Origin of the sequence: Clostridium paridis, from assembly GCF_016765615.1 — a bacterium.
GTDB classification, from domain to species: domain Bacteria; phylum Bacillota; class Clostridia; order Clostridiales; family Clostridiaceae; genus Clostridium_T; species Clostridium_T paridis.
In genome coordinates, this window is the sequence record NZ_JAESWA010000019.1 from 123369 (window position 1) to 136998 (window position 13630).

At 30.1% G+C, this 13630-nt stretch carries 11 protein-coding genes; all 11 read left to right on the plus strand.

Annotation, left to right across the window (positions count from 1 at the left end):
- Nucleotides 1–158: 158 nt before the first annotated feature.
- Entirely contained in the window at nucleotides 159–974 is an 816-nt protein-coding gene (locus JK634_RS05970; protein ID WP_202766723.1) for a Cof-type HAD-IIB family hydrolase, read from the plus strand.
- Nucleotides 975–992: 18 nt separating this feature from the next.
- Nucleotides 993–1796: a Cof-type HAD-IIB family hydrolase gene (locus JK634_RS05975; protein WP_202766724.1), complete on the plus strand. Its 804-nt coding sequence runs from the start codon at nucleotides 993–995 to the stop codon at nucleotides 1794–1796.
- A gap of 184 nt (nucleotides 1797–1980) precedes the next feature.
- Nucleotides 1981–2352 (plus strand): GntR family transcriptional regulator, encoded by a 372-nt coding sequence (locus JK634_RS05980; protein WP_202766725.1) that lies wholly within the window; start codon nucleotides 1981–1983, stop codon nucleotides 2350–2352.
- A gap of 14 nt (nucleotides 2353–2366) precedes the next feature.
- The gene (locus JK634_RS05985) at nucleotides 2367–3065 is read left to right on the plus strand and encodes an ATP-binding cassette domain-containing protein (RefSeq protein ID WP_202766726.1); all 699 of its coding nucleotides are present in this window, start codon (nucleotides 2367–2369) and stop codon (nucleotides 3063–3065) included.
- Between the two features lie 4 nt (nucleotides 3066–3069).
- Nucleotides 3070–3819, plus strand: a complete 750-nt coding sequence (locus tag JK634_RS05990) for a hypothetical protein (RefSeq protein ID WP_202766727.1) — start codon at nucleotides 3070–3072, stop codon at nucleotides 3817–3819.
- A 143-nt stretch (nucleotides 3820–3962) separates the two neighbouring features.
- Nucleotides 3963–7157, plus strand: coding sequence for a DEAD/DEAH box helicase (locus JK634_RS05995; RefSeq protein ID WP_202766728.1), 3195 nt, complete (start codon nucleotides 3963–3965; stop codon nucleotides 7155–7157).
- Between the two features lie 193 nt (nucleotides 7158–7350).
- Complete coding sequence (locus JK634_RS06000) at nucleotides 7351–8088, plus strand: hypothetical protein (protein WP_202766729.1); 738 nt, start codon at nucleotides 7351–7353, stop codon at nucleotides 8086–8088.
- Between the two features lie 190 nt (nucleotides 8089–8278).
- On the plus strand, nucleotides 8279–10474 hold the full coding sequence (locus JK634_RS06005) for a DNA topoisomerase III (protein ID WP_202766730.1): 2196 nt from the start codon (nucleotides 8279–8281) through the stop codon (nucleotides 10472–10474).
- A 187-nt stretch (nucleotides 10475–10661) separates the two neighbouring features.
- Nucleotides 10662–11027, plus strand: a complete 366-nt coding sequence (locus JK634_RS06010; protein WP_202766731.1) for a DUF6483 family protein — start codon at nucleotides 10662–10664, stop codon at nucleotides 11025–11027.
- A gap of 73 nt (nucleotides 11028–11100) precedes the next feature.
- Nucleotides 11101–12105 carry a UDP-N-acetylglucosamine 4,6-dehydratase (inverting) gene (gene pseB, locus JK634_RS06015; protein ID WP_202766732.1) on the plus strand — a complete coding sequence of 335 codons (1005 nt, stop codon included), beginning with the start codon at nucleotides 11101–11103 and terminating at the stop codon, nucleotides 12103–12105.
- Between the two features lie 158 nt (nucleotides 12106–12263).
- A complete protein-coding gene (locus JK634_RS06020) occupies nucleotides 12264–13589 on the plus strand; it encodes an APC family permease (protein ID WP_202766733.1) in 1326 nt (441 codons plus the stop codon).
- Nucleotides 13590–13630 lie beyond the last annotated feature (41 nt).

Genomic DNA, 13630 nt, shown 5'->3' on the forward strand with positions numbered 1-13630 from the left:
GACTGGTATGCGGTAAAACTTAGTATGAAAATATTTCGCCTAGAAATGAATGAAATTATTAGAAATTAAAAGATTTTCAAAATATGAAAATCTATTGGTATAGTATGCTGCGTATGCAATAATAAAGCTAGAAATAATGATACTGGAGGACTTTAATAGTGTATAAGTTGATAGCTTTAGATATGGATGGAACAATTCTTAAAAATGACACAACAATATCAGAAAGAACAAAAAATGCAGTGAAACTGGCAAAGAAATGTGGGATTAAAGTAGTTCTAGCATCTGGAAGGCCTATGGAAGCCATAAATAGTTATTTAGAGGAACTGGATTTAATATCAGAAGAAGATTTTGTTTTAAGTTATAACGGAGCCATAGTACAAAATACTGGGACTAAAGAAAAAATAGTAAGTAATCTATTAACAGGAAAGGATGCACATATTTTGTACAAGCTTAGCTTGGATATGGGAGTAGATATTAATGGATTTTCTAAATTTCATGGATTAGTTGCACCAAAAAATAATTTATATATTCAAATACAATGTGATGAAATAAATAAACCTTTAGTCCAAATGGACTTTTATGAAATAAAAGAAGATGATGAAATTACAAAGATAATAATGACAGAAGATGCTGAAATTTTATCAAGAGGTATTGAATTAATTCCTGATAACATATATGAAGAGTATACAGTTTTAAAAAGTGATAAATCATTTTTAGAATTTTTAAATAGAGATAGTAATAAAGGCAAAGGATTAGAATATTTAGCAAATCATTTAGGTATTGCAAGAGAAGAAATAATTTCAGTTGGAGATGCTGAAAATGATATGCATATGATAGAATTTGCTGGGCTTGGAGTTGCAATGGGAAATGCTTCTGATGATATTAAGAAAATAGCTGATTATATAGCTCCAACAAATGAAGAAGATGGAGTTGCGCATGTAATTGAAACATTTATATTATCAGATAAACAGTAAAAGTTAAAGGAGAAGTTTATGTACAAGTTGATAGCTATAGATATGGATGGAACTCTATTAAGAGAGGATAAAACTATATCAGATAAAACAAAAAATACAATAAGAAAGGCTAAGGAAAATGGGATAAGGGTAGTACTAGCATCTGGAAGGCCTATAGAGGGATTATATCAATATCTTGAACCTTTGGATTTAATATCTGAAGAGGATTATGTTTTAAGTTATAATGGTTCATTAGTACAAAATACAAAAACAAAAGAAGTGATAATGTCACATTGCTTAAAAGCTAGAGATGGTGATGTTTTATATAACTTGAGTCAAGATATAGGGGTAAATATTCATGGATTTTCAAAAAAGTACGGGATGATAACTCCTAAGGTAAGCAAGTATTCAGAGATTGAAGCTTTAAGAAATAAGTTTGATTTAAAGGTGATGGATTTTAGATTAGTAGAAGATGAGGATGAATACATTAAGTTCATGATGATAGATGAACCTGATATATTAACTAGAGGAATATCTCTTATTCCAAAAGAATTTTATGATAAGTATACAATATTAAGAAGTGAAGATATTTTTCTAGAGTTTTTAAACAAAGAAAGTAATAAAGGTGTGGGTATAGAGGCATTAGCTAAATATTTAGGAATTTCTAGAGATGAAGTAATTTGTGTTGGAGATGCAGAAAATGACAAGCATATGATTGAATATGCAGGGTTAGGAGTAGCGATGGGAAATGCTACAGTAGGGATAAAAGAAATAGCTAAGTATATAGCGCCAACAAATGAAGAGGATGGCGTAGCTCATGTAATAGAAAAATTTATGCTTTAATTTTAGGCTCAGAATATTAGGATAATATTCTGAGCTATATTTATATTTGGAGTAACTAGTAATATTTAGAAAATGATAGCAATATGAAGAAAACCTCTGCTGAATTTAAAATATGAAACATATTAAAGATTGATTTTACTGTTGAAGAACTGTACTATTTAAATAGTACACTAGTAAACCTGCGATGGAGGTGTTTAAAATAGATTTTGAACTTAATAATAAAGAGCCCATATATCTTCAAATAATGAATTATATAAAGAGAAGAGTTTTATCTGGAGAATTGAAAAAAGGTGATAGGTTGGAGTCTGTAAGGGATTTGGCCAGCAAACTTAAAGTAAATCCTAATACAATTCAGAGAGTTTATTCAGAACTTGAAACAGAAGGAATAATATACACTCAAAGAGGGCTAGGTAAATATATTACGGAAGACGTAAATATATTGAAAAAGTTAGAACAAGAAAGTGCAAATGAAGTGTTAGATACTTTTATAAAAAGCATGAAGGAATTAGGTTTCACCAAAACTGAAATAATAGATTTTATTAATACTAGATATTAAGGGGGGAGTAGTCAGTGGAGATTTTATTAGAGGTTAAGAATGTTAAGAAATCTTTTGGTCAAAAAATTATACTTGATGGAGTTGAATTTACATTAGAAAAGGGTAAGGTGCTAGGAATACTAGGACCAAATGGAAGTGGGAAAACTACACTTTTAAATTTAATACAAAGTTTTTTAAAGCCAACTGAAGGAGAAATATATATAGATGGAAAAACTGCAGGAATAGAGACTAAGGGTAAGGTTTCTATGTTGCAAGATAAAAATATATTTAGTTGGTGGATGAAGGTTAGAGATGGAATTGAATTTTATAAAGAATTTTTTGGGGACTTTGATGAGGAGAAGGCACGTAATTTATTAGATAGATTTAAAATAGACAGAAATCAAAGAATAAAGTCATTATCTAAGGGAACATACGAAAAATTTGCAATTATCCTAGCTTTAAGCAGAAATGCAAAGCTTTTTATATTAGATGAACCTTTATCAGGGATAGATCCGTTAGATAGAGAAGAGGTTACTGATATTATAATAGATAATTTAAACGAAGAATCATCAATGATAGTAACGACGCATCTTGTAGCAGAACTTGAAAGAATATTTGATGAAGTAGCTTTTGTTAAGGATCGAAAGATATTTTTAAAAGGAGATTCAGAAATTTTAAGAGAGGAAAGAAATAGTTCTCTTGAGGAAATTTATAGGGAAATTTATAAGAGGTGAAGCTATGAGAAATATATTAAAATTTGCATATAAAGAATTGAAAGTGTTTTATATAATCGAGATATTTTTATTTATAGTAATAAGCCTGGTAGCAGTGTTCTATAATAAGAATATTCTAGTGTTTAATCCTTTAAGAGGAGGACATGAATTTATATTTAATATTATAAAAAGGTATACTGAATTAATATTATATATTAATTTAATAGTTAGTGTAATAATGCTGCAAAAGCAATTAACCAGCCCTAGGGGTAGATTATTATTTTTATCTAATATATCGGGAAAGAAATTTTTTGGTTCACATATAATTGGATTTATGTTAATACAAGCACTTTTTAGTGTTGTGGGGTTTGGGCTTATATTAGTAGCTTCAAGATTTAAAGAAGTATTTTCAAATGAATTATTTTCAAATGAATTATTTTTAGATTTTCATAATATTTTTATGCTGAATTTTAATACTGTAGCAATATATATCATCATTTTATTTGTTACAACACTAGTAAGAAGTAGCATTAGCAATTATGCAATCGCATCAATAGTAGTCATAGTAGTAAATATATTAGTAACATTAATGTTTTTATTTATTAATTATGCATACCCGGCAATTTTTTTGCCAGCTGGTACAATACAGTTTTATGTAAATAAAATGTTTAGGATCGTAATAAATATTCCGATAATTTTAATACAGTGCATCTTAGCAGTAGCACTATTCTTTAGAGCTACTAAAGTATTAGAAAATAAATTGGATATAGTATAAGATTATACTCAACAAAATAAGGTACTCTAGAACTTTTATAGGTTCTGGTGTACTTTATTTTATTCTTCTACAAAAATGGGCTATAATTATAATGTGGTTTATAGTTAAAACACTTGTTAGAAATTACTTTAGGAGTTGTAATAATGAATATAAAAAGCGCACTTTATGAAGTGTTAGATAGATGTTCAGATATAGATATTTCAAAAGCTAAAAATGTTTATAATCAAGGCTGCATATTAAGTGGAGAGTACAAACAAAATGAAGGGCTTTACATAATAAAAGGTGATGTATTATCTCAAGATCTTATTAATACCTATTATAGTTCAGTGATAATAAGTGAAAAAAATGCTGAGCTTGAGCAAACTTATTGTAGTTGTGAAGATTATGAAAAGAGTTCAGTGAGAAGAGTAAATTATAGATGTAAGCATATAAATGCTCTTCTATTATATCTATTGAATCAAGATCAAGAAACAGTAAAGACTTCAGAAATCCACAGTTCGAAAAGAATAGAAGATGAAGAAAAGATGCTAATGGATTTCTTTAAGATGCAGAGACAAGGATTATATAAGCAAAAAATAATGCTTGAAACATATATAGAAATTGAAGGATGGTATTTCAATATACATTTCAAAATAGGAAATAACAAGCTGTATGTTGTAAAAGGGTTAAGAGAATTTCTAGAGGCATATAGAAGCAAAGGCGTTGTTGAATTCGGTAAAGAATTTGTTTTCCAAGGAAATAAGCATACTTTTAATAAGGAAGATAAAAATCTTATAAAATATTTAATTACACAAATGGCTATGGAGGATTTTTTGAGAGGAAGCTTCTCTTTATATAATAAAAGTATAATAAAAGGTAAGGCGATGACTCTACCTATAGATAAGCTTAGAGAAACTCTATCCATTATGGGAAATCATAAAATATTTCTTAAGATAGGCTTTGAAGATATAGGAGAAGTGAAAGTTGTAAAAGAAAACTTACCTATTAGCTATAGTATAAGAGAAGAGGGAAACCATATATTTCTTACACAAGAAGAAGGGTATATATCATTAAATAAAACAAAGGATGTATTTTTAAATGAATCCAAGGTTTATTTGCCATCAGAAGAACAAGTAGAAGTGTATGGAAGTATATATGAAAAGTTAGGGAAAGAAAAAATTATTAACAGTAAGTTTAAGAATCAAGTACTAGGTAATTTACTTCCCATAATAGAACGCGTAACCTCTGATATAAGTTTAGATAAAAATATGAGGGAGAGCTTTATTAATGAACCTCTTAAGGTGGATTTTTATTTAGATAGAGAAAAAGATATAACTATGGAAATGCTATTTAGGTATGGTGAAGAAATAATAAATCCTTTAGATGAACCAGAGGACTTTGGGGACAAATTTATAACTAGAGAATCTGCTAAAGAGAAAGAAATTTTAGATGTAATTGAGATGCTTAACTTTGCTATAGGAGCAAGAAAGTTTGTGCTTAAAGGTGGGGAAGCAGGGGAGTTCTATTTTTTAAGAGACGGAGTTCAGAAGCTTATAACATTAGGAAATATATATTATTCAGATAGAGTTAAAAAAGAAAAAGTAGTAAAAGAAATTAAGATAAATGCGTTGATGAGAGAAGAAAGGGATTATTTTACTTTCCAATATGACATAGATGAGCTTTCTCCAGAAGATGCGAGAGAAATTATATACTCAATAAATAGGAATAAAAAATATCATAAGATAAAAGGTGGAGCTTTTATTGATTTGGATAACGAAGAATTGAAAAAGCTTCATAGATTTATTGAGAGTGTAACTTCAGGAGATGAAATAGAAAATGAAATAAATATACCTAAAAATAAGGCATTGGTAATTGAGTCCTTAGCAAATGAAGAGAGAGCAACATTCATAAATGGCTTAGAATGCATAAATGAAATGAAGAAAAGAATTCACTCATTAGAAAACTTTAAAGTTGATGTTCCTAAAGAGTTAAGAGGAGAATTAAGAGAGTATCAAAAAATAGGGTATAGTTGGATGAAGTCCTTAGACTATCTAGGCTTTGGCGGTATATTAGGAGATGAGATGGGGCTTGGAAAGACACTTCAGGCTATTACTTTTATATTGTCTAATAAGGGCAAAAAGACACTTATTGTAGCACCAACTTCTTTGGTTTATAACTGGTTAGAAGAATTTAATAAATTTGCACCATCCTTAAAGGTGGAAGTTATGGCTGGAACTCAAACTCAAAGAAATAAAACATTTAGCAAGTTAGATGAAATAGATGTTTTGATAACTTCTTATGGAGTGTTAAAAAGAGATGAAGAATTATATAAAAAGGTTTCTTTAGATTATTTGATAATTGATGAGGCTCAGAATATTAAAAATTCCTCATCACAAAATGCAGAAACCGTTAAAAGCTTAAATGCAGCAAGGAGATTTGCGCTAACTGGGACTCCGTTAGAGAATTCTTTAGTTGAGTTATGGTCAATATTTGATTTCTTAATGCCTGGATATTTATATGGTGAAAAGAAATTTAAAAGAATATTTGAAAAGCAGGAAGAAGGTATAAATAACCTATCTTTATTTATCAAGCCATTTATTTTAAGAAGGTTAAAAAGGGATGTAATATTAGAATTGCCAGATAAAATTGAGAAAAATATCTTAATAGATATGGAAAGAAAGCAGGAGAAGATATATAAAGCTTATGCAGATTATGCTAAGGAAATGATTAGAGAAGAGCTTAGCAAATCGGGAGTAAATATTAAGGTGTTAGCTTATCTTACAAAATTAAGGCAGTTATCCCTAGATCCTGCATTGGTTGTGGATAACTACAATGAACAAAGTGGAAAATTGGGGGCATTTTTAGAAATCCTTAATCAAAGTATAGAGGAAGGACATAAGGTTCTAGTCTTTTCACAATTTACAACTATGCTAAAGAAAATAAGTGAATTATTAAAATCAAACAAAATAGAACATTTTTATTTAGATGGAGCTACAAAGGCTCAAGATAGAATTAAAATGGTTAATTTATTTAACGTGGATGAAACTAAAGTATTTTTAATATCATTAAAGGCAGGAGGGACTGGACTTAACCTAACTGGAGCAGATGTGGTTATTCATTTCGATCCATGGTGGAATCCTGCTGTAGAAGATCAAGCAACAGATAGAGCTCATAGATTTGGACAAAAAAATGTAGTAGAAGTAATAAAGCTTATAGCAAAAGGCTCAGTAGAAGAAAAGATTATAAAGTTACAGGAAAGTAAGAAAGAATTAATTAACATGGTTTTAGAAAATGGGTTAGACTCAGGAGAAATATTAAAGGGCTTAAAAGAAGAAGAATTATTAAAGCTGTTTGGCTAATTATTTAATATGATGATTGAAAATGGAGTACTGAATTATATATTCAATACTCCATTTTTGTGTAAACTATAGGAATAATCCATAAGAAAACAAGAAGTATATAACAATATATTAGAAATAATATAATTTTTGACAGTTATGGGTGTTGAAGGTAAAATAAGTGTAGATCTTCAATAAAGGTAGAGGTATAAAAATGAGTAAAAGAATAATGGCTGGTATAATAGCGGGAATATTAATGCTAGGGATTGCAGGATGCTCGAATAAGAGTAAAGGTGATGATAAAACAAAGACAGAGGACACATCAGCAAAAGTAGAGAATGCGGCTGATGGACAAGGGCAAAAGACATCACAGAAACAATTAGATAGACAAAACATTTGGGAAATAATAAGAACTAAAGAAGATTTATATAAATTTGGAAGAGATCATATTGATAAATTTAAACAGGTATTTGCCAAATATAACGTATCAAGTAACATGGATACAGGTGCCGAGTTTCATCCAGATAAAAGAGATGCATCTTTTGGAGAAATTAATATGGTTATGACTAATAAAATAGAAATAAATGATGGCGCACAGAATAAATATGAAAATATTAATTTCAATATGGGAACAAGTCCAGAGACTAAAAAGGGTGGAATGGCACTTGAAATACTGGTGACAGTTCCTATAGATAGAGTGTTTAAATTAGAAGAATATCAGATGCTAAAAGATATGATATTAGCAATGTATGATGGAAAGTATGACTTTAAGAAGAATGACTTAGATAAATGGGTGAATGACACAATAAAAGCCGAAGAGCAAGATCCCCTAGGGGGAAAGTACAGATCAAATGGTTTTTTCTCAGAGCACGTAGGAGTATTTTTTGATAAGGCTGGAGGAACAATGAATATAGCATATACAATATCAAAAATGGAAATTCCAGTGCAGTAGTAGATATAGAGTGTTGAATTGAGGAGGTATATTAGAATTTTAGCAATAATGTTTAATTGTATATAATTTTTAGGAATCTTCTTATATTTATAGTAATATAAGAAGATTTATTTTATTTAATTAGTGTATAATAAAATGAGTTTTTAAAAATCTCTTATTTAAAGAGGAGATAAGTGAAAGGAAATAATATATGAGTAAAATATTAGTTTTAGCAGAAAAACCTTCTGTGGGAAGAGAACTTGCTAGAGTTTTAAAGTGTAATAAAAAGGGAAACGGTTATATAGAAGGGGAAAAATATATAGTAACTTGGGCATTAGGACATTTAGTTACCCTAGCAGATCCAGAGGCGTATGATGATAAATATAAGGCTTGGAAGTTAGAAGATTTACCTATGCTTCCAAAACATTTAAAGCTTGTAGTTATAAAGCAAAGTGGAAAACAATTTAATGCTGTAAAAGAACAGTTAAATAGAAAAGATGTAAGTGAGATTGTTATAGCTACTGATGCAGGAAGAGAAGGAGAACTAGTTGCTAGATGGATTATCGAAAAGGCAAGGGTAAATAAACCAACTAAGAGACTTTGGATTTCATCCCAAACAGATAAGGCTATATTAGATGGTTTTAGAAATCTTAAGCCTTCATCTCAATATGATAATTTATATAAGGCAGCACAGTGTAGATCAGAGGCTGACTGGGTTGTAGGGCTAAATGTAACTAGAGCACTTACTTGTAAACATAATGCGCAGCTTACAGCTGGAAGAGTGCAGTCAGCAACTCTTGCTATGATTGTAAATCGTGAAGAAGAAATAAAGAATTTTAAACCAAAAGATTATTATGTAATTAATGCAAAAGCGAAGGGTTTTACCCTAAGCTATAGAGATAAAAATAATAATAGTAATATTTTTGATTTAGATAGAGTAAATAAAATTCTTGCAGCGACAAAAGGTAAGGAAGCTAATGTAGTAGATGTTACTGAAAGTGCCAAGAAACAATTTGCACCAGCTCTTTATGATTTAACAGAGCTTCAAAGAGACGGTAATAGAATATATGGATATTCAGCAAAACAAACCTTATCAATAATGCAAAGACTATATGAAAACTATAAGATATTAACTTATCCAAGAACTGATTCAAGATATATTTCTAGCGATATAGTAGCAACACTTCCAGATAGATTAAAAGCTATATCCATAGGGAATTATAGAGCTTTAGCAACTGAAATATTAAAAGGAAAGATAAATGCTCATAAAGGATTTGTTGATGATAGCAAGGTTAGCGATCACCATGCAATAATCCCAACCGAGGAAAAAGTCAATATAGGTCTTTTAAGTAGTGAAGAAAGACATATTTATGAACTAGTAGTAAAGAGATTCTTAGCTGTAATGCTTCCACCTTATGAGTACATTCAAACAACAATAGTTTCTGATATAAATGGAGAAACTTTTGTAGCAAAAGGAAATGTTATAAAATCTAAAGGCTGGAAAAAAGTATATGATAGAGCTGATGATTTATCAGAGGATGAAGATGAGAGAGATAGCCAAGAATTACCTAGCTTAAAGAAGGGTGACAAAATAAATATTTTATCAGTAGAAAGTAAAAAACAACAAACTAAACCTCCAGCAAGATTTAATGAAGGTACATTACTATCAGCAATGGAGAAGCCACAAAAGTATGTAGCTATAGATAAGGCACATGCTAAAACATTGGGTGAAACTGGTGGCATAGGTACTGTTGCAACTAGAGCTGATATTATAGAAAAGTTATATAATATGTTCTATATAGAGAAGAATGGTAAGGAGATAATACCAACATCAAAAGGTAAGCAGCTTATAGAACTAGTTCCTGCAGAACTAAAATCTCCATTATTAACAGCAGAATGGGAAATGGAGTTAGAGCTAATAAGTAAAGGAAAGAAAAATCCTAATGATTTTATAGATAGAATGAGAAAGTATGCAGCTGAATTAGTTCAAGATGTAAAAGGCAGCAGTGATAAATTTAGACATGACAATATTACTGGAAAGAAGTGTCCTGAGTGTGGCAAGTACATGCTTGAAGTTAAAGGTAAGCATGGAGTAATGAACGTATGTCAAGATAGAGAGTGCGGACATAGAGAGAATGTAAGTAAATTTACTAATGCTAGATGTCCAGAATGCCATAAGAGACTAGAACTTAGGGGACAGGGTGAAGGTCAAATCTATGTATGTGCAAGTGCAACTTGTAACTTTAGAGAGAAAGCATCAGTGTTTAACAAGAGATTTGATAATAAAGAACATAAAAACAGTAAAAGAGATGTTCAAAATTATATGAAGAAAATGAAGAAAGAAGCAGAAGAAGTAGTTAATAATCCATTTGGAGACTTAATGGCATTGTTTAATAAGGAAAAATAAAGATTTAGAAGCCAGTAATGTGAAAATACATTACTGGCTTTTACAATAATTTTGAAAAATATAAGATCATCTTTTTGTACTATGTAATACAAAATTTTACATATTAATTTGGTTAATGTACAATAAGATATAAGGAGATATGGAAAATATTTAAAGATATATAGCTCAACAAGGAGTGAACTTATAGATGTATGAGAATGACTATATCATGAAAATGATAAAAGCAGCAATGCAGGTAATAAAGGCTATAGTTAAAGGGAGAGATGCTATAGAAAGTAGTATTGATGCAAAAAGTGATGATATCATAATTGGAGAAGATCAACTTCTTGAAATTATGGTTAATAAATATGTAAGTGAAGGGGATATTAATAAGGCTGAAAATCTTATATTTGAAGCATTGGAGTCACACAAATCCTCTAAAAATTTAGAAACAGCACTATCTTTTTATGATGAAATAAGTAAATGGGAAGATGAAAAGCTAATTAAATCAAATTTTACTAAAGAAGAAATTCTAGAAGGCTTAAACACAGTAAAAAAAATGTTTGATATGTAACTAAATCCTTAGGTGCAACATTCAATATAGTAAAAACATTATTAAGAGAACTGTTATAAAACAGGAGGAGTATATGTTAAATAACAAAACTATATTGATAACAGGAGGAACAGGCTCATTTGGAAGAAGTTTTGCAATACGATTATTAAAAGAGCATAATCCTAAAAAAATAATAATTTACTCCAGGGATGAATATAAACAATTTATACTAAGAAAAGAATTAGAAAATATATTCCCTGAAAAAGCACATATGCTTAGATTTTTTATTGGCGATGTAAGAGATAAAGAAAGGCTTTATAGAGCCTTTGAAGGGGTTGACTATGTAATTCATGCAGCAGCAATGAAGCAGGTCCCAACATGTGAATATAATCCTTTTGAAGCTATAAAAACTAATATATATGGAGCCAAGAATGTAATAGACGCGGCTATTGACAAGAAGGTTAAGAAGGTTGTAGCACTTTCTACTGATAAGGCAGTAAATCCTATTAATTTATATGGAGGGACTAAGCTTGTATCAGATAAACTATTTATCTCAGCTAATTCCTATTCTGGAGAAGAAGGAACAATTTTTTCGCTTGTTAGATATGGTAATGTAGCAGGTAGCAGAGGATCGGTTATACCTTTTTTAAAGTCCATTATAGATAAAGGAGACAAAAAATTACCTATTACAGATGAAAGAATGACTAGGTTTTGGATAACTTTAGACGAGGGTATAGATCTTGTATTAAAAGCATTAAAGGAAAGTAGAGGAGGAGAAACATTCATATCAAAAATTCCTTCATTCAAAGTAGTAGATTTAGCAAAAGCTATGTTAGGGAGTTGTGAACTTCAATATATCGGAATACGAGAAGGTGAGAAGCTTCATGAGGTCATGATAACCAAGGATGACTCAAGAAATACCTATGAATTTGATAAACACTTTATTATATATCCTAGTTTTGATTGGTGGGATTTTGATACACGGTTTATTGCAGGAGGGAAACTTATCAAGGAAGGGTTTGAATATAACTCTGGAACCAATTCGGAATGGCTAGGAGTAGAAGAATTAAAAGAAAAATTAAATAACATTAAGGTATAAGATTTATAGCAGGAACAAATAGTTTCTGCTATTTGCACTATCTGAGTATAATTCCAGTTGACAGATAATAACCCTGCTAATACAATAAATTTATTATGTAAGTATATAATCCAAAAATATCAGAATAAATTCTTTACAGCAAAGGAGAACTTAAATTTATGCAAACTGAAAATAATGTTGAAAAAAACCTGAAAAAGCAAATAGGGTTATTTGAAGCTATAACAATGGTAATAGGCGTAGTTATAGGATCAGGTATTTTTTTTAAAGCCTCAGTAGTGTTTAGCAATGCTAAAACTCCTTTTCTAGGAATATTAGCATGGGTAGTAGGCGGAATTATTACTATAGCATCTGCACTTACAATAGCAGAAATTGCAGCAGCTATTCCTAAGACTGGTGGTGTATTTGTTTACCTAAAAGAATTATATGGAGAGAAGTGGGCATTTTTATATGGATGGGTGCAAACTCTTGTATACACGCCTAGTATAGTGGCGGCATTATCAATAGTTTTTGTAACTCAAGCAACATATTTTATCCCAATGACAGGAACTGAGCAAAAAATATTAGCAATAGTAATCATTTTATTTATCTTCTTTGTAAATATCTTATCAACAAAACTAGGAAGTAAAGTACAGGCAGTTTCTACAGTAGCCAAGCTTATACCTATATTAGTAATTATAATTTTTGGATTGATTAATGGAGGAGCTCATAGTTTTGGAACCCCTGTAGCAAGTGCAGGAACAGTTGCAGCCACAGGTTTTGGAGCAGCTATGTTAGGAACCCTTTGGGCTTATGACGGATGGGTTGGAGTAGGAAACATGGCGGGAGAACTTAAAAATCCTAAGAGAGATTTACCGAGATCAATCATTTTAGGATTACTTGTTACAATAGTTGTTTATATTACTATTAATATTGCGATATTAAACATACTCCCTTTATCAAAGATTATGGCATCTGATAAAGTTGCTTCTGATGCTGCAGTTGTATTGTTTGGGAACTCAGGAGCTGCACTTATTGCAATAGGTATAATGATTTCAATATTTGGTGCACTAAATGGATATTTATTAACAGGCGTTAGAATTCCTTTCGCTATGGCAAAGGACAATCTATTACCTTTTTCTAAAACAATAGGTAAGGTTCATGATAAGTTTGAGACACCATTAAATACCTTTATTTTAGAAGTTGTGCTTGCTATACTTTATGTACTAAGTGGGTCTTTTAATACATTAACCAATTTAGCCGTGTTTGTTGTTTGGATATTCTTTGTAATGGCAGTAGCAGGAATTTTTATATTAAGAACTAAACATAAAGACATAGAAAGACCATATAAAGTACCTCTTTACCCTATAATTCCGATTATAGGAATAGTAGGTGGGATATATATATTAGTAAATACATTATTTACTGATACAAAAAATGCGATTTTTGGAATAGTTATAACTTTAATAGGAATTCCAGTGTATATATACTTAAAGAAGAAATCATAAAAATAAGAGCTTAAATGCTCTTATTTTTATTTGAGGAAGAA

What these genes read in the sequence shown, in the direction of transcription:
- JK634_RS05975 (WP_202766724.1), top strand. Translation starts at nt 993, where the DNA reads ATGTACAAGTTGATAGCTATAGATATGGATGGAACTCTATTAAGAGAG.
- JK634_RS05980 (WP_202766725.1), top strand. Translation starts at nt 1,981, where the DNA reads ATGGAGGTGTTTAAAATAGATTTTGAACTTAATAATAAAGAGCCCATA.
- JK634_RS05990 (WP_202766727.1), top strand. Translation starts at nt 3,070, where the DNA reads ATGAGAAATATATTAAAATTTGCATATAAAGAATTGAAAGTGTTTTAT.
- JK634_RS05995 (WP_202766728.1), top strand. Translation starts at nt 3,963, where the DNA reads ATGAATATAAAAAGCGCACTTTATGAAGTGTTAGATAGATGTTCAGAT.
- JK634_RS06000 (WP_202766729.1), top strand. Translation starts at nt 7,351, where the DNA reads ATGAGTAAAAGAATAATGGCTGGTATAATAGCGGGAATATTAATGCTA.
- JK634_RS06005 (WP_202766730.1), top strand. Translation starts at nt 8,279, where the DNA reads ATGAGTAAAATATTAGTTTTAGCAGAAAAACCTTCTGTGGGAAGAGAA.
- JK634_RS06010 (WP_202766731.1), top strand. Translation starts at nt 10,662, where the DNA reads ATGTATGAGAATGACTATATCATGAAAATGATAAAAGCAGCAATGCAG.
- pseB (WP_202766732.1), top strand. Translation starts at nt 11,101, where the DNA reads ATGTTAAATAACAAAACTATATTGATAACAGGAGGAACAGGCTCATTT.
- JK634_RS06020 (WP_202766733.1), top strand. Translation starts at nt 12,264, where the DNA reads ATGCAAACTGAAAATAATGTTGAAAAAAACCTGAAAAAGCAAATAGGG.